This is a genomic window from Streptomyces sp. NPDC034099, from assembly GCF_055575415.1.
Window position 1 is genome coordinate 1 of sequence record NZ_JBVISR010000003.1, and the last position, 21,665, is coordinate 21,665.

The following is a 21,665-nucleotide window of genomic DNA, read 5'->3' on the forward strand; positions in this document are numbered from 1 at the left end:
GCTGGCCGGCTTCGGTGACGAAGTGGTCGAAGTCGTCGAGGGTGCCCAGGGCGGGGTGGACGGTGTCGTGGCCGCCTTCGGGGGAGCCGATGGCCCAGGGGACGCCGACGTCGTCGGGGGTGGCGGTGAGGGTGTTGTTGCGGCCCTTGCGGTGGGTGGTGCCGATGGGGTGGATCGGGGGGAGGTAGACGACGTCGAAGCCCATGGCGGCGATCGCCGGCAGGCGGCGGGCGGCGGTGCGGAAGGTGCCGTGGGGCTGGGCGGGGGTGCCCTCGGAGCGGGGGAAGAACTCGTACCAGGCGCCGTACAGGGCGCGTTCGCGTTCCACGAGCAGGGGCAGCGGGTCGGAGGAGGTGACCAGCTCCCGCAGGGGGTGGCGGGCCAGGACCGCGTCCACCCGGGGCGTCAACGCCGCCGCCAGCCGGGTGGCCACGGGCAGCGTGTCGTCGAGCAGGGCCGCCGCCGCGGCCAGCAGCACCGACCGCCCCGCTTCCTTCGGTACCCCCGCGGCGGCCCGCCGGTACAGCTCGGCCCCCTCTTCGAGCACGAGGCCGGCGTCGATGCCGGCCGGGACCTTGATCCGCGCGGTGTGCCGCCAGGTGGCGACGGGGTCGCTCCACGCCTCCACCCGGTACGTCCAGTTGCCCGGTGCGCCCGGGGTGACCTCGGCGCCCCAGCGGTCGCTGCCCTCGGCCAGCTCCCGCATCGGCGTCCAGGGCCCCGGCCGGCCCTCGGGGTCCTTCAGCACGACGTTGGCGGCCACCGCGTCGTGCCCCTCCCGGAACACGGTGGCGGTGACCTCGAACGTCTCTCCCGTCACCGCCTTCGCCGGACGCCTGCCGTGATCCACCACCGGCTGGACGTCCCGGACCGGGATACGTCCGATCCCCACGGTCGCGCTCATCCGCATCTCACCTCCGCCGTGCTTCGGGGCCGGGCGCGGGCCCGGCCGACTGGTTGGGCCGATCGGGTCAGGCCGCGCCCGAGGGGGCCCTGTGCCCCGACGGGGCGAGCCGCTCCGGCTGCTCCTGCGCATGGGTGACCACGTTCGTCCGCAGATACCTTTCGGCGGCGTCCGCGGCCTCGCGTGCGCACCGCTTCCCCATCAGCACGCAGAGCGTGTAACCGGAGTCCTCGAAGGTGGTCCGGACGGTGACGTCCGTGGGGGACGCCAGCATCGAACGTTCCCAGGCGCGGTAATGCCGCAGCTGCCGGGCGACTTCGCTCTTCGCGGGGAGCAGCATGGCCGGTCACCTTCCGGACGGTCCGGTGATACGGACGATCGAGTTCTTCACACATGGTGCACGGGTGGTGACGCGCCGTCTTGTTGGATCTTCAACTGCTTCCCGTTACCCGCTCCGGCCCGGATTCCGGCCTTCGAACCGCTCGTGTTGCACGAATGGACTACCGCTCCCACTCTGGAGTGACTCAGAAGCGATCAGCGCTCACGCTTCGTGATCGGGGAGCCCGTCCCCCAAGGGACGAGGAGGAGCGAGAGCTTTCGCGGTGAGGAGCCACGACGATGAAGACCGCAGTGCCCTGCTACTACCACCTCGACGTGGAAGTGAGCCCGGAACGGGTCGGACAGGTCAGGCGCATCCTGGCCGCTCACCTCCGGTTCTGGAACCTGGAGAACCTCGTCGAGCCCGTCTGCTCGGGCGCCGAGATGCTGCTCCGGGCGATCGACGAGCACGCCGGCGACAAGAACACGTCGATCGAGATGTGGTGGAACCACCAGCACCTCATCACGGCCGTCGGCGGCAACGACCGGGCGCTCCGGGTCGACCAGGACCTGCGCACCTGTCTGCAGCACCTCGCCGCCAACAGCGACGGCTGGGGGTGCTGCGCCACCGACACCGGGGCGAAGGTCATCTGGTTCTCGCGCCGCGCCCGCGCCGGCGAACGCGTCCCGCTGGTGGAGAGGGCGCCCGAACCGATCACGCAGGAGGGGCTGGAAGTGCCGCGAGAGATCATGCCGGTGGCCCGGGTGGCCGGCTGGGCACGTACACGCGACGGCGTTCTGGAGGAGGCCCGGTGACCCGCGCCAGGCCGAAGTGGAAGGGGTCGCCCGTGTGGAGCGGGCACCCCTACCCCCTGGGAGCCGCGTACGACGGACAGGGCACCAACTTCGCCCTGTTCAGCGAGGTCGCCGAGCGGGTCGACCTCGTGCTCGTCGACGACGACGGCACCCACAGCAGCATCCCGCTGCCCGACGTGGACGGCTTCGTCTGGCACTGCTACCTGCCCGGCGTCGGTCCGGGGCAGCGCTACGGCTACCGGGTCCACGGCCCGTGGGCCCCGGCCGTCGGCCACCGCTGCAACCCGGCGAAGCTGCTCCTCGACCCCTACACCCGCGCCGTGGACGGGCTGGTGGACAACCACGCCTCCCTCTTCGAGCGGGCCAGGGGCAAGGCCGACCCGGGCGACAGCGCCGGGCACACCATGCTCGGCGTGGTCACCGACCCCTTCTTCGACTGGGGCGACGACCGGCCGCCCCGTCGCCCGTACTCGGAGAGCGTCATCTACGAGGCCCACGTCCGGGGCCTCAGCCGCACCCACCCCGACGTGCCCGAGGAACTGCGCGGCACCTACGCGGGCCTCGCGCACCCGGCGGTCGTGGACCACCTGACGTCCCTCGGCGTGACCGCCGTGGAACTGATGCCGGTGCACCAGTTCGTCCACGACGGAGTACTCCAGGACCGGGGCCTCGCCAACTACTGGGGCTACAACACCATCGGCTTCTTCGCGCCGCACAACGGCTACGCCGCCCTCGGCACCCGCGGCCAGCAGGTCACCGAGTTCAAGTCGATGGTCAAGACCCTGCACGAGGCCGGCCTCGAAGTGATCCTCGACGTCGTCTACAACCACACCGCCGAGGGCAACGAGAAGGGCCCCACCCTCTCCTTCCGCGGCATCGACAACGCCTCCTACTACCGCCTGGTGGACGGCGACTGGCAGCACTACTACGACACCACCGGCACCGGCAACAGCCTGCTGATGCGCCACCCCTACGTGCTCCAGCTCATCATGGACTCGCTGCGCTACTGGGTCACCGAGATGCACGTCGACGGCTTCCGCTTCGACCTCGCGGCCACCCTGGCCCGGCAGTTCCACGAGGTGGACCGGCTGTCCGCGTTCTTCGACCTCATCCAGCAGGACCCGGTGATCAGCCGCGTCAAGCTGATCGCCGAGCCCTGGGACGTCGGCGAGGGCGGCTACCAGGTGGGCAACTTCCCGCAGCTGTGGTCGGAGTGGAACGGCAAGTACCGCGACGCCGTACGGGACTTCTGGCGCGCCGAGGAGCACACGCTCGGCGAGTTCGCCTCCCGGCTGACCGGCTCCTCCGACCTGTACCAGCACAGCCGCCGCCGCCCCCGCGCCAGCGTCAACTTCGTCACCGCCCACGACGGGTTCACGCTGCGCGACCTCGTCTCGTACAACGACAAGCACAACGAGGCCAACGGCGAGGACAACCGGGACGGCGAGAGCCACAACCGCTCCTGGAACTGCGGCGTCGAGGGCGACACCAGGGACCCGGCCGTGCGGGAACTGCGCGGCCGCCAGCAGCGCAACTTCCTGGCCACGCTGCTGCTCTCGCAGGGCATCCCGATGATCTGCCACGGCGACGAACTCGGCCGCACCCAGCGCGGCAACAACAACGCCTACTGCCAGGACAACGAGATCTCCTGGATCGACTGGCGGCTGGGCGACGAGCAGCGCGCGCTGCTGGACTTCGCCCGGCGCCTGATCGCGCTGCGCGCCGACCACCCGGTGCTGCGCCGGCGCCGCTTCTTCCGCGGGGAGACCCTCACGCACGCGGACCAGCCGCTGCCCGACCTGGTGTGGCTGCTGCCCGACGCGCGGGAGATGACCGACGACGACTGGCAGCGCTCCGACGCGCACACCGTCGGCGTCTTCCTCAACGGCGACGCCATCGCCGAACCCGACCCCCGCGGCCGGCCCGTGGTCGACGACTCCTTCCTGCTGCTGCTCAACAGCCACTGGGAGCCGGTCCACTTCCGGCTGCCCGACGCCGCCTACGGCGAACGCTGGACGGCCCTGGTCGACACCGCCGACCCCGAGGGCGTCCCCGACGAGGCCGAGCACAAGGCGGGCACCCGGCTCACCGTCGAGCAGCGCAGCCTCGTGCTGCTCTCCCGGCCCTCCCGCACCGGCCGGTGAGCCGGTGAGGTCAGCTGCCGAGACGGCGCGCGGTCACCGTGAACTGCGCGCCGTCGGCGTCCCGGAGCACCGCCTCGTCCGCACCCAGGGACAGCACGCTGCCGCCGTGCCGTTCCGCGGCGCGGGCGCAGGCCGTGACGTCCTCGACCGCGAAGTGGACCTGCCAGTGCGGCCGGACGGCGGGGTCGGGAGCCGCTCCCAGCGCCCCCGACTCGATGCGGGCCACGACCTCGCCCTCATGGCGCAGGACCACCTCGTCACCCTCGTACCGGACCTCGCAGCCCTGCCCGGACGCCCACTCGAAGATCTCGCCGTAGAAGATCGCGGCGTCGAAGGCGTCACGGGTGTGCAGCCGGATGAAGGCGGGTCGCTTGGTGCGCCAGGCGTCCCAGTCCGAGAACAGCTCGCCCTCCCAGATGCCGAACGTCGCGCCGTCCCGGTCGGCGAGCAGGGCCGCCCGCCCCGGCGGCAGGGAGATCGGCCCGACCGCGGCGGTGCCGCCGCGCTCCTGCGCCCGCGACACGGCCTCGTCCGCGCTGCGCACGGCGAAGTACGGCGTCCAGGCCACCGCCATCTGCCACATCGCGGCGACGGCGGCGATCCCGGCGACCGGCACCCCGTCGGCCAGGGCGATGCGGAACGGCTCGCCCAGCCGGACGGGCCGCCACCGCCAGCCCAGCACGGCGGAGTAGAAGTCCTCGGTGGCCTTCAGATCACGGCTGGTGAGACTCACCCAGCAGGGGGCCCCGTACACGGAGTGCGTGGACAGGAGGCTCTCCCCGCGGGGGGAGGAGGTGGTGTCGTGGTTCATGGCAGTCGCGTCCTGGTCTCGTCCACCGGCAGCCACCGGCTCCACACCAGTGTCCGGCCGGGAGTGCGGCGGGCGCCTGGCGAGTACCCCGCACATGGCGCCGAAACGGAGGCCCCGAGGTGACCGTGCCCCCCACCGACGTGCGCCCGGACCCCGATCCGAATTCCGACTCCGACCAGATCTTCCGGCTGCAGGAGCAGGTCCGGCAGCTCAAGGAGGCGGTCGTCTCGCACGCCGTCGTCGACCAGGCCATCGGAGTGGTCATCGCCCTCGGCGGGGTGACACCGGACGAGGGGTGGATCGTCCTGAAGGAAGTTTCCCAGCATACGAACATCAAACTCCGCAATGTGGCGGAAGCGGTACTCATCTGGGGGCGCACCGGAGTGATGCCGCCGGAGATCCTCGCCGCCTTGGAGGACCGTCTGGGGCGGGCCGCGCTCAGCGGGCCTCCGCCAGGATCTCCTCGCGTATCCGGTCGAAACAGCCGGTGAGCAGCCGGGAGACGTGCATCTGGGAGATGCCGAGCTGCTGCGCGATGCGGCTCTGGGTCATCCCTCCGAAGAAGCGCAGGTAGAGGATGGTGCGCTCGCGCTCGGGCAGCGCCTCCAGACAGGGCCGGACGGCCACCCGGTCGACCACCGCGTCGAAGGCGGGATCGGGGCCGCCCAGCGCGTCACCGAGGGCGTACCCGTCGGTGCCGGGCATCTCCGCCTCCAGCGACAGGGCCGAGAAGCACTCCAGGGCCTCCATGCCGGTACGCACCTCGGCCGTGGTCAGCTGCGCGTGCTCGGCGATCTCCTCGACCGTCGGGGCGCGCCCCGGCGTGGTCTGCGCCAGTTCCTTCGCCGACCTGCGGACCCGGTTGCGCAGGTCCTGGATGCGGCGCGGCACGTGCAGCGTCCACATGTGGTCGCGGAAGTGCCGTTTGATCTCGCCCGTGACGGTCGGCACCGCGTACGCCTCGAAGGCGTGGCCCCGCCCGGGGTCGTAGTGGTCGACGGCCTTGACCAGGCCGAGGGCCGCCACCTGATAGAGATCCTCCAGGTTCTCGCCGCGGCCCCGGAAGCGGACGGCGATCCGCTCCGCCATGGGCAGCCAGACCCGGATCAGTTCGTCCCGCAGCGCCTTGCGCTCCGGTCCCTCGGGCAGCCCGGCGAGCCGGTCGAACGCCGCGGCCGTGTCGGGGGCGTCGTCGTGCGGGTGGGGCTGGGTTCTGCCGGCGACACGCATCACGCGCACCTCCCTCAGCAGGGGTGCTGGCAAGTCCTCGTATATATGGATACTGAGCGCGAATGCCCCGAACGGCCACTCGAACGGCTGCGTAGCGGTGACCGGGCGGCCGCCCGGTCGCGGGACGTGATGTGCGGCACGCTCCCGGTGATCGCGCGGACCGGCGCCGGCGGATCGTCCCTGCGCAGCGCTTGATCGCCGATCAAAAGGGACGAAGCCCCTGGCCACAGCGCATTCCGCTCATTTGACAGTGCGCTGAGCGTGCGGATAGGAAGCAGCGTCGAGAGGTCGAGAGGGGCACCGTGTACGAGCCGAACGTGGTCGGGGACTGGCAGGAGTACGACGAGCACGCCGGCCTGCGGGTCCGTGTCCACGGTCTTGAGCCGGCCGAGCCGCCGCGCGGCCGCGACGACGCCGCCGAGGGGCTGACGTACTTCCGGGTCCGGGTGACCGTCGAGAACCGGGGCGGGCGGCACCTCGGCATCCACCTGGAGGACGGCCAGATCGACGTGCGGATCGGACCCGACGGGGAGAGCGCCTTCCTGGACTGGCGCAACTCCCAGTTCATCGAGGGCTTCGACGTCTACCCGCTGCGCCGGGCCACGGCCGTGCTCCACGCGGCCGGCCCGGAGGCGAGCCTGAGCCAGGTGGACGTGCAGGTGCAGCTGAGGGTGGACGAGGAGTGGGCCGACCGCCGGCTGTGGAGCGGCGCCCTCGGGCTGCCCGACGGCGCCGGCGCCACCCCGTGCGGCGGGGTGCGGGACGAGGGCCTCGCCCACCAGGTGAGCGCGTTCCTGCGGGGCCAGTCGGAGGAGGGCCCGGCCTGATCCGCCGGGCGGCCGCCCTCGGCGCTCCCTGTCGTCCTCGACGCGCGATGCCGCCCTCAGTGCGCGATGCCGTCGATGATCTCCCGGGCGCCCTGCCGCAGCAGGGCCACCGCGACCGAGGTGCCCAGCGTCGCCGGGTCGAGCCGGCTGGCCCACTCGTGGGCGTTCAGCCGGACCTTGCCGTCCGGGGTGAACACGCAGGCCCGCAGGGAGAGTTCACCGCTGCGGTCCACGCGGGCGAGCCCGGCGATCGGGCTGTTGCAGTGCCCTTGCAGGACGTGCAGGAACATCCGCTCCGCCGTCGCCTCCCGGTGTGTCGCGGGGTGGCCGAGGCCGCTCACCGCGTCGATCAGACCCTGGTCCTGCTCCCGGCACTGCAGGGCGAGGATGCCCGCGCCGATCGGCGGCATCATCGTCTCGGGGGAGAGGACCTCGCTGATCACGTCGCTCCGGCCGATGCGCTCCAGGCCGGAGACAGCGAGCAGCAGCGCGTCCGCGTCCCCCGCGGCGAGCTTCGCCAGCCGCCGGTTGGCGTTGCCGCGGAAGGGCACGCACCGCAGGTGCGGGTGGGTGGCGGCCAGCTGGGCGGCACGGCGCACCGAGGACGTGCCGACGCGCGTCCCCTCCGGCAGTTCGTCCAGGGTGAGCCCGTCCGGGTGGACCAGCGCGTCCCGTACGTCGTCCCGCTCCAGGAACGCGGCGAACACCGTGCCGGCGGGCAGCGGCCGGTCGGCGGGCACGTCCTTGACGCAGTGCACCGCGAGATCGGCCTCGCCCGACAGCAGGGCGGCGTCGACCTCCTTGGTGAACGCCCCCTTGCCCTCCACCTGCGACAGATCACCGAGCCACTTGTCGCCGGTGGTCTTCACCGGGACGACCTCGGTGCGCACGCCGGGGTGGAGGGCCGCCAGTTCGGCCCGGACGCGCTCGACCTGAGCCAGCGCCATGGGGGAGTCGCGGGAGACGATGCGGATGAGCTCGGGGGCGGACATGCGGACACGATAGTGCGCGCGGAGGCGTCCATGGGGCGCGGTTCGCCCGACCGGCCCCACCCTTTCCGTCGGCCTCAGGCGTTCGGGTCGAAGGGGATGCCGGACGGCTTGGCGGCGGCCAGGTGGGAGGCGAAGCTGCCGTCCTTGAGGCCGAAGTTGGCGCTGCCGAAGTCGTAGGCGCTCAGTTTCTCGCGCAGGCCCGCCGGGTAGCCGTTCCATCCCACGAGGGCCGGGTACTGCCAGGTGCCCCTGTGGTTCTCCGGCGGCTCGTCGCCCGAGGTCGCCAGGCGGAAGCAGTGGGTGCTGATGCCGTCCTTGTGGTAGACGATCTTCGGATGGGTGCCGTCGAAGCGGACGGCGGAGCGCTCGTGCACGCTGAACGAGCCGTGGTTGGACGTCGACACGTACCGCACGGTGCCGTCCTGCACCCACACCACCACGTGCTCCCAGTCGTGCCGGTGGCCGCCCAGACCGGAGCCGGGCAGGGCCTGGTCCTTCTCGAAGTAGAGCCCGTACATGTAGGCGCACCAGCCGTTGTCGCACTTGGCACGCGCGTAGCCGTTGGTGTTGTCCAGGTCGAAGGCGTCGCGGCAGTTGCCGTTGAGCGCGCCGGTCGGGTTCAGCCCGCCGTTGACCGCTCCGTCGGCGCCGATGGCCGGTGTGGGGTAGCAGCCGTCGGTGTCGTAGTCGTAGGCGGGCTGGTACGCCCGCTCCAGGCTGTCGGCGTTGCCGGGCAGCCCCGGCGGCGGGGCGGCGAACGCGGTGGCGGGGAAGGCGAGGACGAGGGCGAGGGCACCGAGCGGTACGGTGAGCCATCTCCTGCGGGGCGTTCGGGCGGTACGCGGCGGCATCGCGTCCTCCTCAGGCTGGGCAGCCCAACGGCTGTGGGGGGAAGGGGAGTTCAGGTTCCCGTCTTTTCCCTCCCGTGCCAAGGGTGCACAGGCCTCCCCGTGGTGAAGGCCGGACCAACATCTGACCCGGCGTCACACGCTCACACCAGGTCGTCCGGGATGTCCGCGGCCGACTCCTCGGGCGCCAGGTCCGGGCGGAGCCTGAGCCAGGACGGCTGGCGCAGCATGCCCTCCCGGGTACGCGTGCTGTAGCGGACCTCGCCGACGAGCCGGGGCACGACCCAGCGCGCCCCCGGCACCCGCGGCACCGGGTCGAAGGGGCAGACGTCGCTCGCGGCGGCCGCCAGCAGCGCGGCCAGCTCGGTGCGCTCGCCCTCGCTCCAGCCGGTGCCGACCCCGCCGACGTAGCGCAGCCGGCCCGCGGCGCGCTGGCCGACCAGGACGGCACCGGGTAGGCCGCCGAGGCGTCCCCTGCCGGGCAGCCAGCCGCCGACCACGACGTCCTCGCTGCGCATGTTGCGGATCTTGATCCAGGCCCGGGAGCGGACGCCGGGCTCGTACACCGAGTCCAGCCGCTTGCAGACCAGCCCCTCCAGGCCGTGCTCGCGGGTGGCCCGCAGGGCCTGTTCGCCGTGCCCGACCAGGGCGGCCGGGGTCGACCACGACGGCCCGCCGAGACCGAGGTCCGTCAGCCGCTCACGGCGGCCGGTGTAGGGCAGGCGCAGCAGGGAGCGTCCGGCCAGGTGGAGGGCGTCGAAGAGCACCAGGTGGACGGGGACCTTCGCCGCCCGGTGCGCGGCCCGGCCCGGGGCGTGCGCGAGGCCCATCCGGGACTGGAGCAACTGGAAGTCGGCGCGGCCCCGTTCGTCCAGGGCCAGCACCTCGCCGTCCAGCACGGCGGGGGTCGCGCCCATCGCGGTGGCGAGCGGCGCCAGCTCCGGATAGGCGGCGGTGATGTCCTGGCCGGAGCGGGCGCGCAGCAGGAGGCTTCCGTCGCCGGGCAGGTAGACCACCACGCGCTGCCCGTCCTGCTTGGTCTCGTAGGCCCAGCGCGCGTCCTGTCCGGCGGACGGCAGGGCGCCGGGGGTGGCGAGCATCGGAGGGATCAGCGGCAGCTCCACGGGTCAGTACTCGACCCGCCCGGGCGCCCTCACGCGCGTCGCCCGCCAGGTTCGCCTGAACGGCGCCGGTCCCGCCCGGGACCGGCGCCCTCGCGGTCAGCGCACGGAGGCGGCCTCCGTGGCGGCACCGCCGGCCGGTGCGGGGTCCGCCACCGGGCCGGCCGGGCGGTGCCGGGGGATGAAGGACGCGATGGCGGCGGCCAGCAGGGCCGCGCCGGCGCCGATGGCCATGACCACCTTGAACGCGTTCTCGGACGGCAGGGCGAAGCCGCCCAGGTCGATGGTCAGCTGGGCCAGGATCACACCGGCGATGGCACTGGCGACCGAGGTGCCCAGGGACCGCATGAGGGTGTTGAGGCTGTTCGCGGCGGCCGTCTCGCTCGCCGGCACCGCGCCCATGATCAGCGACGGCATGGCGCCGTAGGCGAAGCCGATGCCCGCGCTGATGACACAGGAGACCAGGACCAGGTGCCAGACCTCGGCCATCAGCACGATGTTCAGGCCGTAGCCGGCCGCCACGATCAGGGCGCCGATCATCAGCGTCACCTTCGGGCCCCTGGACCGCGAGACCTTCGCGGAGACCGGGGCGAACGCCATCATCACCAGACCGGACGGCGCCATCACGAGACCCGTGGTCAGCAGGGAGCGGCCGAGCCCGTAACCGGTGGCCTCGGGCAACTGCATCAGCTGCGGAAGGACCAGGGACATCGCGAACATCGAGAAGCCGATGGCGACGGACGCCAGGTTGGTGAACAGCACCTGGCGGCGGACGGTGGTGCGCAGGTCCACCAGGGGCTCCGGGGTGTGCAGCTCCCACCGGCCCCAGACCAGCAGGATCACCACGGCCGCCGCGAACAGACCGAGGGTGGTGGCCGAGGACCAGCCCCAGTCGCCGCCCTTGGAGATGGCCAGCAGCAGGCTCGCGAGACCGGCGGCCAGGCCGATGCCGCCGGGCAGGTCGAAGCGGCCGCCGGTGCGCACCGCCGACTCGGGCACCAGCGTCAGCACCAGCACCAGGGAGACGGCGCCGAGCGCGCCGGAGAGCCAGAACAGCATGTGCCAGTCGAGCTTGTCCGCGATGAGCGCCGCGGCGGGCAGGCCGAGCGCGCCGCCGACCCCGAGGGAGGCGCTCATCACCGCGGTGGCGCCGGCCAGCCGCTCCAGGGGCAGTTCGTCGCGCATGATGCTGATGCCGAGCGGGATCACGGCGGCGGACAGGCCCTGCAGGGCGCGTCCGGCGACCATCGGGAGCAGCGCGTCGCTCAGTCCGCAGACCACCGAGCCGGCGATCAGCAGGACCAGGCTGAGCAGCAGCATCCGCCGCTTGCCGAACATGTCGCCGAGCCGGCCGACGACCGGGGTGGCCACCGCGGAGGCGAGCAGCGTGGCGGTCACCGCCCAGGCCGCGTCCGAGGCCGAGGCGTCCAGGAGCTTGGGCAGCTCCGGGATGATCGGGATGACCAGGGTCTGCATCAGCGCGACGACGATCCCGGCCAGGGCCAGTACCGCCACCACGGCGTTCGGCCGTGGTGAGGCGGGGGAAGCGGGCATGGAGGAGCCTTTCGGGCGATGCGTCTTGCGACGGGCGTGGGAAAGCGGAGCGCGAACCTTTTAAGTCAGTCGCTTGAAGTATCGTACGGGGTGTGGAGGGCGAACGCCCGTCCGGGCCGGGCGGCGACCCGGTGCCGCCGCGCCGTAGGCTTTCGTGACGACCCGCCGTACGTCGGCGGACCTGCGACGACTCGAGGGACTGGTCGTCGCGGGCGGTGAGGAGAGAGTCCCGGCGCGGTGGTGGTCATGGCGGGCAGGACGGTCCGGGCGGAACAGGTCAGCGCGACCCGGCAGCTGATCCTCACCACCGCTGAGCGGCTGTTCGCCGAGCACGGGGTGTACGCGGTCTCCAACCGTCAGGTCAGCGAGGCCGCCGGACAGGGCAACAACGCGGCGGTCGGCTACCACTTCGGCACGAAGGCGGACCTGGTCCGGGCCATCGTGCGGCGCCACTCGGAACGCGTCGAGGAACTGCGCGCCCGGCAGGTCGCCGCCCTCGGCGACTCGGCCGACCTGCGCGACTGGGTGGACTGCCTGGTCCGTCCCCAGTTCGACCACCTGGCGGCGCTGGGCACCGGTCCCACCTGGTACGCGCGGTTCTGCGCCCAGGTCATGACCGACCCCGCGCTGCGGCAGATCATGATCGAGGAGTCCCGGGCGTCGGTCTCGCTGCGGGTGATCATCGAGGGGCGCAACCGGTGCATGCCCGCGCTGCCGGACGAGGTTCGCGCGGAGCGGGGCGACATGGCCCGCCACCTCATCGTGCACACCGCGGAGGAGCGCGAGCGGGCGCTGGCCGAGAACCGCCCCACCCCGCGGGCCAGCTGGCAGGACGCGGCCGACGGGCTCGTGGACGCGATCGTGGGCATGTGGCTGGCACCCGTCACGCCCCGGGGCGGCGGATGACGCGCGCCCGGTGAGGCTGCCCCGGCCGCACAGAAGGATCGCCCGTCGCGTCACACCCCGATCGCGCCGACCCGTGCCCGGCGACCGGCCGGCGGGCAGCGGATCGACGCGCGCCGGCACGCCGCCGGTGCGGCGCCCGCGACCGCCGGGCGTGAACCGTTCGCCACCCGGTTCTTACCGTCGAGTAATATCGCGCGGCAGGCCCCCCTGAGGAGGAACCGTGTCACGGTCCGAACGCTCACCCCTGCTGCTCGCCGGCCTGCTGGCCACCGCGGGCGTCGCCCATTTCGCCCGGCCCCGCCCCTTCGACGCCACCGTGCCGCGCTCCCTGCCGGGCACGCCCCGGGCATGGACGTACGCCAGCGGCGTCGCCGAACTCGCGCTGGCCGCCGGACTCGCCGTGCCGCGCACCCGCAGGGCCGCCGCGCTGACCGCCGCCGCCTTCTTCGTCGGGGTGTTCCCCGCCAACGTCAAGATGGCTTGGGACTGGCGCCGCCGCCCCGCCCCGCAGAAGGCCGCCGCCCTCGGACGGCTGCCCGTGCAGGTGCCGCTCGTGCTGTGGGCCCGCGCCGTCGCCCAGGGTGGCGGGGGCCGGTCATGAGCGCGCTCCCCGCCGTGGGCGACACCGTCGAGGACTTCACGCTGCCGGACGAGACCGGCACCCCGCGCCGCCTGTCCGAACTGCTCGCCGACGGCCCGGTCGTCCTGTTCTTCTACCCCGCGGCCCTGACCACCGGCTGCACCGCGGAGGCCTGCCACTTCCGCGACCTCGCCGCCGAGTTCGCCGCGGCCGGCGCCCGGCCCGTCGGCGTCAGCGGAGACCCCGTCGAACGCCAGCAGGAGTTCGCCGGGCGCCACACACTCGGCATGCCGCTGCTGTCCGACGCCGACGGCACGGTCCGGGAGCGGTTCGGGGTGAAGCGGGGCTTCAGCCTGGCGCCCACCAAGCGGGTCACCTTCGTCATCGGGCAGGACCGCACCCTGCTGGAGGTCGTCCGCAGCGAACTCAGGATGAACACCCACGCCGACCGGGCCCTCGCCGCGCTCCGCGCCCACCGGGGCTAGGAGCACGCCGCCGCGGTTGAAACCCGGGCACAAAGGGTCAATCCTGGACGCTATGGAGCATGCCTCCGCCATGGCGACCCTGGATGTCCACGGCACGGTGACGGGCTGGAGCGAAGGCGCCCGCCGGCTGACCGGTTACCCCGCCGAGGAGGCCGTGGGACGGGCCGCCCGGGAGCTGCTGGCCGAGGACGTGCCGGCGGACTCCCTGACCGGGCTGTCCGGCGCCGTGCGGGTGCGGCACCGGGACGGCACCCCCGTCGCCCTCCACCTGCGGGCCTGCTCCCTTACGGGCCCGGACGGGGGGCCGGCCGGATACGCCGTCACCGCCGAACCCCCCGGCGGGCGGACCTCGGCGGCCGAGCTGGCCTTCGAGCAGGCGGCCATGTCGATGTCCGTCTTCGACACCCGCCAGCACTACCTGCGGCTCAACGACGCGGCCTGCCAGGTGATGGGCGTACCGGAAGAGGCCCTGCTCGGCCGCTACTTCTCCGAATCCGTCGAGGACGCCGAGCACAGCCAGGGCTTCCTGAGTCACCTCCGCCAGGTCGCCGAGACGGGCCGGCCGGTCCGCTACGAGAGCTTCACGGGGGCACCCGCCCTGAACCGCGACCACGCCTGGACCACCGAGATGTGGCCCGTGCGGGACGCCTCCGGCGAACTGCTGGGCACCGCCCTCGCGGCCTTCGACAGCACCGAGCAGTACTGGGCCCGGGAGCGGCTGGTCCTGCTGAACAGGGCGGCAGCCGCCATCGGCACCACACTGGACCTGGTACGCACCGCCGAGGAACTGGTCGAGGTGGTGGTGCCCCGGTTCGCCGACTTCGCCAGTGTCGACCTGCTCGAATGGGTCCTGGACGCGGAGGAGTCCCCGACGGTGTTCGACGAGGAGGTGGAGCTGCGCCGAGTCGCCCACGGCTCCCTCAGCGAGGGCACCCCGGAGGCCGCCGTGCACCTGGGGCAGGTGGACGTCCACCCCGCCCTCTCGCCACCCGCACGGGCGCTGCGGGAAGGCCGGGTGTTCGTCAGCCAGGCGGGCGAGCCGTCGTTCATGCGCTGGGTCGCCGAGCGCAACGCGCGCGCCCCGGCGGGACGCCCCCACCGCACGGGCGCGCACTCGATGATGGCGGTGCCCCTGCGGGCCCGCGGCATCACCCTGGGCGTCGCGGTGGCCGTGCGCATGGCACAGCCGGACGCGTACGGCACCGAGGACGCCGTGTTCGCCGAGGAACTCGCCAGCAGGGCGGCGGTCTGCATCGACAACGCCCGCCGCTTCGCCCGCGAGCGTTCCACCGCCCTGGCGCTCCAGCGCAGTCTGCTGCCCAGGGGCCTGCCCGGACAGGCGGCGCTCGAGGTGGCCCACCGCTATCTGCCCTCCGTGTCGGCGGCCGGCATCGGCGGCGACTGGTTCGACGTGATCCCGCTGTCCGGCAGCCGGGTCGCCCTGGTCGTCGGCGACGTCGTCGGCCACGGCATCCCGCCCACCGCGACCATGGGCCGCCTCTGCACGGCCGTCCGCACCCTCGCCGATGTCGACCTGCCCCCCGACGAACTGCTCACCCACCTCGACGACCTCGTCACGCACCTGGCCGCGGGCGACGACACGGGCGACGAGGTCGCGGAACTGGGGGCCACCTGCCTGTACGCCGTCTACGACCCCGTCTCCCGCCGCCTCTCCCTGGCCGCGGCCGGGCACCCCGCGCCGGCCCTCGTCCTGCCCGACGGCACCACCCGGCTCGTCCCGATGACCGCGGGCCCGCCGCTCGGTGTGGGAGGACTGCCGTTCGAGGCGTCCGAGCTGGAACTGCCCGAGGGCTCCGTCGTCGCCCTCTACACCGACGGCCTCGTCGAGGACCGCGACCGCGACGTCGACCACGCCACCGCGGAACTGTGCCGCGCGCTGACCGCGCCCGCGAACTCGCTCGACGCCCTGTGCGACACCGTGCTCAAGGCCGTGATGCCGGCGCAGCCCAGCGACGACGTGGCGCTGCTGCTGGCCCGCACCCGGGCACTGGGCACGGACCGGATACGGACCTGGGACATCCTGCCGGACCCGGCGCACGTCGCCGCCACCCGCCGGTCCGTCACGGAGCAGCTGACCCGGTGGGGCCTGGACGAGACGGCCTTCGTCACCGAACTCGTCGTCAGCGAACTGGTCACCAACGCGATCCGGTACGGCGAGCCGCCCATCCAGCTCCGCCTCATCCGCGACACCGCCCTCATCTGCGAGGTGTCCGACGCCAGCTCCACCTCACCGCACCTGCGCCGCGCCCACGCCTACGACGAGGGCGGCCGCGGGCTGCTCCTGGTGGCACAGCTCACCCAGCGCTGGGGCAGCAGGCAGACGGGCAACGGCAAGACCATCTGGGCACAGCAGCCGCTGCCAGCGGAGTGAACCGCCCGCCTACCGACGGCCGTCCTCCGCCGCCACCCGTGCCAGCGTGCGGCCGGTGCGCGCGGACCGGGCCCGCCGGGGGTCGGGGGTGCCGTGCCCGCGTCCGCCGCCGGCCGTCTTCACCAGCAGCCACGCCGCGTCCTCACCGCCGCCGTCCGGGCCGCCGCGGAACCGGGTCAGCGCGTACTCGCCGCGCAGCTTCGCGCCGTGCAGCCGGAACCTGGCGTGTCCCTGCGCCAGCGACTCGGCGAAGTCGACCGGCCGTCCCCGGCGGTCGTGGCTCAGCGGCTCGTAGGTGCCGTGGTCCCACACGATGACCGTGCCGCCCCCGTACTCGCCCGCCGGGATCACGCCCTCGAACTCCTCGTATTCCAGCGGGTGGTCCTCCGTCGGCACCGCGAGCCGCTTGTCGCGCGGGTCCGCCGACGGTCCCTTCGGCACCGACCAGGACTTCAGCACGTCCGCCACCTGCAGCCGGAAGTCGAAGTGCAGAGTGCTCGCGTCATGGATCTGCACGACGAAGCGCGGTGCCCCGCCGCCACCGGGGGCCGCGGCCTCGCCGGACGCGCCCGGTCCCGCGGGCTCCTCGGTCCTGCCGAAGTCCCGCTTGCCGTGGTACGCCCGCAGCCCGTCGCCCTCGCCGTCCACCTGTCGCTCCTCCCCGGGAGATTCCCGAACCTCGCCGACCCCGGCCGGGTACCCCGCTCAGAACTCCTCGTGCACCTCCGGGTCGCCGCCGATCCGCCGGTGCGCGCGGTCCGCCACCGCGCGCATCTGGGCGGCGTCCAGCTCGAAGCCGAAGACGTCCAGGTTCGCCCGCTGCCGCGCCGGGTCGGCGGACTTCGGGATGGGCACCGCGCCCAGCTGGGTGTGCCAGCGCAGGACCGCCTGGGCGGGCGTCACACCGTGCGCCGCGGCGACCGCGGCGACGGCGGGATCGTCCAGCAGGTCGCTGCCCCGGCCCAGCGGGCTCCAGCTCTCGGTCCGGATGCCCTTGCGCTCGTGGAAGGCGCGCAGCTCGTCCTGGGGGAAGAGCGGGTGCAGCTCGATCTGGTTGACGGACGGCAGGACACCCGTCTCCTTCTCCAGCCGCTCGATGTGCTCCACCGTGAAGTTGGAGACGCCCACCGAACGCACGAGACCCTCCTCGCGCAGTTTGACCATGGCCTTCCAGGAGTCGACGTACTTGTCCACGCGCGGCAGCGGCCAGTGGATCAGGTACAGGTCGACGTACTCCACCCCGAGACGGGCGCGGGACTCCTCGAACGAGGCGAGCGTCTCCTCGTAACCGTGGTGCCGGCCGGGCAGCTTGGTCGTCACCACGATCTCCTCGCGGGGGAGACCGGCGGAGGCGACCCCGCGGCCGACGCCGGTCTCGTTGCGGTAGTTCGTCGCCGTGTCGATCAGGCGGTACCCCGCCCGGAGGGCCTCGCGGACCGCCCGCTCGGCCTCCTCGTCCGTCATCGGCCAGGTGCCCAGGCCGAGGGCGGGGAGCGTGCTGCCGTCGTTGAGCGTGTACGCCCGGATGCTGATCACCGTGGGACCTTTCCTCGACTGTGCGCGGCGGTGTGCCGCCCGTCCAGCCTCGCCCACGCGAGGACCGGTGATCAACCGGACGGCGCGGCGGAGGATCTGCCACGATCTCCGCATGACGACGGACAGGACGGACAGCGCGAAGGACACGGCGACGGACAGCACGACGGGAATCGAGGTGGCACCCGTCGCCGGGCACATCGGCGCCGAGATCCGCGGCGTCGACCTCGCGGCGGGCCTCGACGCCGCACAGGTCGCCGCGGTCCGGGCGGCCGTACTGCGCTGGAAGGTGGTGTTCTTCCGCGACCAGCGCCTCGACCACGCCGGACACGTCGCGTTCGCCCGCCTCTTCGGCGAACCGGTCGTCCTGCCCCGGCGCGGCAAGGCGTCACCGGCCGGCTTCCCGGAGGTGGAGACGACCGCCGACCGACTGGAGCTGGGCGGACGGTTCGGGATGGAGCACGACGAGTGGCTGCGGCGCAGGCGCCACACGCTGCTGCGCGGCTGGCACTGCGACCACGGCGCCCGCGTGGACCCGCCGGCGGCCACGATCCTGCGCGCCGAGACGGTGCCCCCCTACGGCGGCGACACCACCTGGGCGAACCTCGCCGCCGCCTACGCCGGGCTCTCCGCCCCGCTGCGCGCCTTCGTCGACACGCTGCGCGCCGAACACCGCCTCGGCGTCGGCTACCAGCCCCGGCCCGGCGACGACGCCTACGTCCGGCACCTGCTGGACCACCAGACCGCGACCGTGCACCCGCTGGTCCGGGTCCACCCGGAGACGGGGGAGCGGGTGCTGTTCGTCAACGGCTACTACGTCGAGCAGATCACCGGGCTCTCCCGCCCCGAGAGCGCGGCGGTCCTGGAACTCCTCGTCGAGCAGGCCACCCGCCCCGAGTACACCGTCCGCTTCCGCTGGGAACCCGGCAGCGTCGCCTTCTGGGACAACCGCGCCACCATCCACCTCGCCCCCGGCGACCACGCCCACCTCGACCGGCCCAGGACCATGCACCGGGTGATGCTCACCGGCGACGTACCGGTGGGCGTCGACGGCACCCCGTCCGAGCCGGTCGTCGGCAGCGAGGCGGGCCGCTGGTGAGACGGGGTCCCGGAGCGGCGGGCCGGACGCCGGTCACACCAGCGGGATCGTCACCTCGTCCTCGACCGGCGGGTCCTCCTCCTGCGCGCGGTTGCCGGTGGCGGCGTAACAGCGCAGCCTGACCGCCTCCGGCGTCACGTCCAGGCGCAGGAAGCACTTGAAGAAGGGCGGGCTGTAGGTCGCCGAACCCGGCGAGAACACCGACGTGTAGATCTTGCGCACCGGCAGCCGGAACCGCTTGCGGCGCTCGGGCCGCCGCGCGGTGCCGAGCAGCCCGGCCACCAGCCGGGTGCGCCGGGTGACCCGTGCGCCGTCGCCCGGGGCGCGGCCGGTGCGGATGCCGAGGCGTTCGGCGATGACGGCCGTCGCCTCGGCCTCCGTGAGGGTGAAGAAGCGGCGCAGCCGCAGCCGGCGGCCGTACAGCGCGCTGTAGAAGGCGAGCGAGTCGCCGCGCAGCGGATAGGAGCGGAAGTCGTCCTCGGTGACACCGGCCACCGAGACCCGCGGGATGGTGTGGGTGGCGTGCATGAACGCGCCGCCGCCGCCCGCGACGACGTACTGCACGGTGCGGCCGTCCACGTCGACCGGGTAGCGCTGGTAGTTGTGGATGTCACCGCCGATCGCCGCGACGTAGTGGTGGGCGGGGTCGCGCACGATGTCGTCGACGGTGCCGCCGCCCTCGATGGCGCACGGGTGGTGCTCGCCGTCCACGTACAGGGGGGAGCCGGTGACGAGGATCTTCGGCCGGTCTCCCGCCGACACCTCGCGCAGCCAGGCGCCCTGCTCCGCGTCGACGGTGCCCAGCAGCCCCGTGTCGATGCCGACGATCCGCACCGGACCGGCGTCGACGGCCCAGTACGGTCCGGGCTGGACGGCCTGCTGGGCGGGGTCCGAGCGCAGCTTGCGCGCCTCGTCCAGGTGCCGGCCGTCGTCCGGGCGCGGCCGGTGCCACAAAAGGGACCGCAGCCACGCCGGGGTGAACGGGCGCGGCCTTCGTTCCGGCGGCAGGGGCGGGGCGTCGTCGCAGAAGACGCGCATGAAGGCGCCGAGGTCCTCGTACCAGTCGTGGTTGCCCGGTATCGCGTAGATGGGCGCCGGGTAGTCGCGGTAGGGACGGAAGAACTTCGTCCCGTAGTCGTCGGCACTGCCCACCGGGTAGATCACATCGCTCGCGAGGACCGCGAACCGGGTGTCCCGGCCCGCCTTCAACAGCCCCGGCACGACGGCGTACTGGGGGTCGTCGCCCTCGCCCGTGTCGCCGATGACCAGGAAGGAGAACCGGTCGGGGTCGTCGCGCCCGATCACCTTGTCGGCCGGTGCCCCGGCCGCCGCGCGCCGCGCCACCCAGCGGGAACGGGTACGGCCCGTGGGATCACCGAACCAGGAGGCCAGCACGCCGTTGCGGGCGGCCCACAGCGTACTCGGGTTCAGCCAGGACAGCTTCTCGGTACGCCCGGGCATGAGCGCTCGGTAGGCGCCGGGCTCGGCGGAGCCCCAGCCGGCGCCTTCGGCGGAATCGCGTGAGGAGTTGGACACCCGGGCACGGTAACAACGCACGGACCGGGGGCCGGAGAGGGGGAGGTCCGCCAACTCCGGCCCGCCGGTGACCGTTTCACGGCGAACGGGGTCAGAACGTCCGCTTCAGCAGGTCGAGCAGCGCCTCCCAGTGGCGTTCCGCCGCCTTCTCGTCGTACGCGGAGGTGTCGGCCTGGGTGTAGCCGTGGAGCGCTCCCGCGTAGACCTCGCAGCGGTGGGTCACGCCCGCCGCGGCCAGGGCCGCCTCCAGCCGCTCCTGCTGCTCGGCGGGCATGCCCGGGTCCCGGTCCGCGTGGGCGAAGTACGCCTCGGCGGTGAGGTCCCCGGCCACCAGGTGCGGGCTGCGCGGACCGTCCGTCGCCAGGTTCCCGCCGTGGAACCCGGCGACCGCGGCGACCCGGTCGGGGTAGGTGCCGGCGGTGCGCAGGGCGAGCCCGGCGCCCATGCAGTAGCCGGTCACCGCGACCGGTCCGTCGGCCGCCTGCGGCGCCCGGGCCAGCCACTCCAGGTAGGCGCGCGCGTCCCGCATCGCCCGGTCCGGGGTCAACGACTTCCTGAAGGGGTCGAGCCGCCGGAAGATCTCCGGCCGCTCCTTTGGGCCGATGAACCCGGGCAGCTCCACGACGGGCGCCCGTCCGCCGCGGTAGAAGACGTTCGGCACCAGGACGGTGTACCCGGCAGCGGCCAGCCGGTCCGCCATGGCGCACAGGGACGGGCGAAGCCCGAAGGCGTCCATGTACAGCAGGACCGCGGGACGCGGTCCCCCGTCGGCCGGGTGGGTCAGATAGGCATCGGCGGTGCCGTCGCCGGTGGGGATGTCGACGGCGGTTCCCGCGGTGGCGGTCATGGTGTGGCTTGCCTCTCTCTCGGCTTCTGCGGTCCGGCGGCGGACGCCTCGCTACTCGAACCGGGTCGTGTCGCCCGCGCCCCGCCGCACGATCTCCGCCTCGCCGCCGGAGAAGTCGACGACCGTGGTCGGCTCGGTGCCGCAGTCCCCGGAGTCGACGACCGCGTCCAGCACGTGGTCGAGCCGGTCCTTGATCTCCCAGCCCTGGGTCATCGGCTCCTCCTCGTCGGGCAGCAACAACGTGCTGGACAGCAGCGGTTCACCGAGCTCGGTCAGCAGGGCCTGGGTGACGACGTGGTCGGGGATGCGCACGCCCACCGTCTTCTTCTTGGGGTGCTGGAGCGCGCGCGGCACCTCCCGCGTCGCGGGCAGGATGAAGGTGTAACTGCCGGGCGTCGACGCCTTGATCGCCCGGAACACGTCGTTGTCGATCTGCACGAACTGCCCGAGCTGCGCGAAGTCCTGGCAGACAAGGGTGAAGTGGTGCCGGTTGTCCAGGTGGCGGATCGACCGGATGCGGTCGATGCCGTCGCGGCTGCCCAGTCGGCAGCCCAGCGCGTAGCAGGAGTCCGTCGGGTACGCGATCAGCGCGCCGGACCGGACGCTGTCGGCGACCTGGGAGATGCTGCGCGGCTGGGGGTTCTCGGGGTGCACGTCGAAGTACTTCGCCATTCACCGAGCTTATGCCCGCTCGCCCGCCCCGCCCGACAGGCCCGGCGCGC

22 protein-coding genes are annotated in these 21,665 nt (G+C 73.2%); 9 read left to right on the forward strand and 13 right to left on the reverse strand.

What is annotated here, in order from left to right; translation table 11 throughout:
- Together ACZ56V_RS08845 and ACZ56V_RS08850 are read right to left on the reverse strand one after the other, a co-directional pair.
- Positions 1-910, reverse strand: a 910-nt coding sequence (locus ACZ56V_RS08845) for a maltotransferase domain-containing protein (protein WP_468940507.1), incomplete at its 3' end; no start/stop codon positions are given.
- Positions 911-971: 61 nt separating this feature from the next.
- Positions 972-1,244: a DUF5133 domain-containing protein gene (locus tag ACZ56V_RS08850; RefSeq protein ID WP_398910139.1), complete on the reverse strand. Its 273-nt coding sequence runs from the start codon at positions 1,242-1,244 to the stop codon at positions 972-974.
- Between the two features lie 278 nt (positions 1,245-1,522).
- Here ACZ56V_RS08850 and ACZ56V_RS08855 point away from each other — a divergent pair, with 278 nt between their 5' ends.
- Positions 1,523-2,038: a pep a2 gene (locus ACZ56V_RS08855; protein WP_468940510.1), complete on the forward strand. Its 516-nt coding sequence runs from the start codon at positions 1,523-1,525 to the stop codon at positions 2,036-2,038.
- Entirely contained in the window at positions 2,035-4,182 is a 2,148-nt protein-coding gene (gene glgX / locus ACZ56V_RS08860) for a glycogen debranching protein GlgX (RefSeq protein WP_398910135.1), read from the forward strand. The genes ACZ56V_RS08855 and glgX overlap by 4 nt, the downstream gene beginning before the upstream one ends.
- Before the next feature lie 10 nt (positions 4,183-4,192).
- Here the strand turns inward: glgX and ACZ56V_RS08865 are convergent, their stop codons facing one another.
- Positions 4,193-4,993 (reverse strand): VOC family protein, encoded by an 801-nt coding sequence (locus ACZ56V_RS08865; RefSeq protein WP_467379043.1) that lies wholly within the window; start codon positions 4,991-4,993, stop codon positions 4,193-4,195.
- A 119-nt stretch (positions 4,994-5,112) separates the two neighbouring features.
- Between ACZ56V_RS08865 and ACZ56V_RS08870 the strand changes: the two genes are divergently transcribed.
- Positions 5,113-5,484, forward strand: coding sequence for an ANTAR domain-containing protein (locus ACZ56V_RS08870; protein WP_398910132.1), 372 nt, complete (start codon positions 5,113-5,115; stop codon positions 5,482-5,484).
- Here the strand turns inward: ACZ56V_RS08870 and ACZ56V_RS08875 are convergent.
- Positions 5,432-6,223 carry a SigB/SigF/SigG family RNA polymerase sigma factor gene (locus ACZ56V_RS08875; protein WP_398910368.1) on the reverse strand — a complete coding sequence of 264 codons (792 nt, stop codon included), beginning with the start codon at positions 6,221-6,223 and terminating at the stop codon, positions 5,432-5,434. The two genes, ACZ56V_RS08870 and ACZ56V_RS08875, sit on opposite strands and share 53 nt — an antisense overlap.
- 302 nt (positions 6,224-6,525) lie before the next feature.
- Between ACZ56V_RS08875 and ACZ56V_RS08880 the strand changes: the two genes are divergently transcribed.
- Positions 6,526-7,050: a hypothetical protein gene (locus tag ACZ56V_RS08880; RefSeq protein ID WP_398910130.1), complete on the forward strand. Its 525-nt coding sequence runs from the start codon at positions 6,526-6,528 to the stop codon at positions 7,048-7,050.
- A 56-nt stretch (positions 7,051-7,106) separates the two neighbouring features.
- On the opposite strand, the gene hemC is transcribed toward ACZ56V_RS08880, so the two are convergent.
- From hemC to ACZ56V_RS08900, 4 genes are all read right to left on the reverse strand, one after another.
- Entirely contained in the window at positions 7,107-8,042 is a 936-nt protein-coding gene (gene hemC, locus ACZ56V_RS08885) for a hydroxymethylbilane synthase (RefSeq protein WP_468940516.1), read from the reverse strand.
- A 74-nt stretch (positions 8,043-8,116) separates the two neighbouring features.
- Complete coding sequence (locus ACZ56V_RS08890) at positions 8,117-8,893, reverse strand: NPP1 family protein (RefSeq protein ID WP_467379045.1); 777 nt, start codon at positions 8,891-8,893, stop codon at positions 8,117-8,119.
- A 140-nt stretch (positions 8,894-9,033) separates the two neighbouring features.
- Complete coding sequence (locus tag ACZ56V_RS08895; RefSeq protein ID WP_468940520.1) at positions 9,034-10,014, reverse strand: ATP-dependent DNA ligase; 981 nt, start codon at positions 10,012-10,014, stop codon at positions 9,034-9,036.
- Between the two features lie 96 nt (positions 10,015-10,110).
- Positions 10,111-11,565: an MFS transporter gene (locus ACZ56V_RS08900; protein WP_468940523.1), complete on the reverse strand. Its 1,455-nt coding sequence runs from the start codon at positions 11,563-11,565 to the stop codon at positions 10,111-10,113.
- Between the two features lie 246 nt (positions 11,566-11,811).
- Here ACZ56V_RS08900 and ACZ56V_RS08905 point away from each other — a divergent pair, with 246 nt between their 5' ends.
- The 4 genes from ACZ56V_RS08905 to ACZ56V_RS08920 all read left to right on the forward strand — a co-directional run bounded on the left by ACZ56V_RS08905 (position 11,812) and on the right by ACZ56V_RS08920 (position 15,928).
- Positions 11,812-12,471, forward strand: a complete 660-nt coding sequence (locus ACZ56V_RS08905; RefSeq protein ID WP_398910120.1) for a TetR/AcrR family transcriptional regulator — start codon at positions 11,812-11,814, stop codon at positions 12,469-12,471.
- 220 nt (positions 12,472-12,691) lie between these two features.
- Positions 12,692-13,072: a DoxX family protein gene (locus tag ACZ56V_RS08910; protein ID WP_467379047.1), complete on the forward strand. Its 381-nt coding sequence runs from the start codon at positions 12,692-12,694 to the stop codon at positions 13,070-13,072.
- Positions 13,069-13,536, forward strand: a complete 468-nt coding sequence (locus tag ACZ56V_RS08915) for a peroxiredoxin (protein WP_468940527.1) — start codon at positions 13,069-13,071, stop codon at positions 13,534-13,536. The genes ACZ56V_RS08910 and ACZ56V_RS08915 overlap by 4 nt, the downstream gene beginning before the upstream one ends.
- Before the next feature lie 52 nt (positions 13,537-13,588).
- Entirely contained in the window at positions 13,589-15,928 is a 2,340-nt protein-coding gene (locus tag ACZ56V_RS08920; RefSeq protein WP_468940530.1) for a SpoIIE family protein phosphatase, read from the forward strand.
- 9 nt (positions 15,929-15,937) lie between these two features.
- On the opposite strand, the gene ACZ56V_RS08925 is transcribed toward ACZ56V_RS08920, so the two are convergent.
- Both ACZ56V_RS08925 and ACZ56V_RS08930 read right to left on the reverse strand, forming a co-directional pair.
- Entirely contained in the window at positions 15,938-16,576 is a 639-nt protein-coding gene (locus tag ACZ56V_RS08925; protein ID WP_398910112.1) for a DNA polymerase ligase N-terminal domain-containing protein, read from the reverse strand.
- Between the two features lie 57 nt (positions 16,577-16,633).
- Complete coding sequence (locus tag ACZ56V_RS08930) at positions 16,634-17,464, reverse strand: aldo/keto reductase (protein WP_468940533.1); 831 nt, start codon at positions 17,462-17,464, stop codon at positions 16,634-16,636.
- Positions 17,465-17,576: 112 nt separating this feature from the next.
- On the opposite strand from ACZ56V_RS08930, the gene ACZ56V_RS08935 reads away from it, so the two are divergent.
- A complete protein-coding gene (locus ACZ56V_RS08935) occupies positions 17,577-18,560 on the forward strand; it encodes a TauD/TfdA dioxygenase family protein (RefSeq protein ID WP_398910108.1) in 984 nt (327 codons plus the stop codon).
- 33 nt (positions 18,561-18,593) lie between these two features.
- Here ACZ56V_RS08935 and ACZ56V_RS08940 read toward each other — a convergent pair whose 3' ends face one another.
- The 3 genes from ACZ56V_RS08940 to ACZ56V_RS08950 all read right to left on the reverse strand — a co-directional run bounded on the left by ACZ56V_RS08940 (position 18,594) and on the right by ACZ56V_RS08950 (position 21,615).
- Entirely contained in the window at positions 18,594-20,096 is a 1,503-nt protein-coding gene (locus tag ACZ56V_RS08940; protein ID WP_398910106.1) for a metallophosphoesterase family protein, read from the reverse strand.
- A gap of 91 nt (positions 20,097-20,187) precedes the next feature.
- Positions 20,188-20,943 (reverse strand): dienelactone hydrolase family protein, encoded by a 756-nt coding sequence (locus ACZ56V_RS08945; protein ID WP_467379049.1) that lies wholly within the window; start codon positions 20,941-20,943, stop codon positions 20,188-20,190.
- Positions 20,944-20,994: 51 nt separating this feature from the next.
- Positions 20,995-21,615, reverse strand: coding sequence for an L-threonylcarbamoyladenylate synthase (locus ACZ56V_RS08950; RefSeq protein WP_398910103.1), 621 nt, complete (start codon positions 21,613-21,615; stop codon positions 20,995-20,997).
- Positions 21,616-21,665 lie beyond the last annotated feature (50 nt).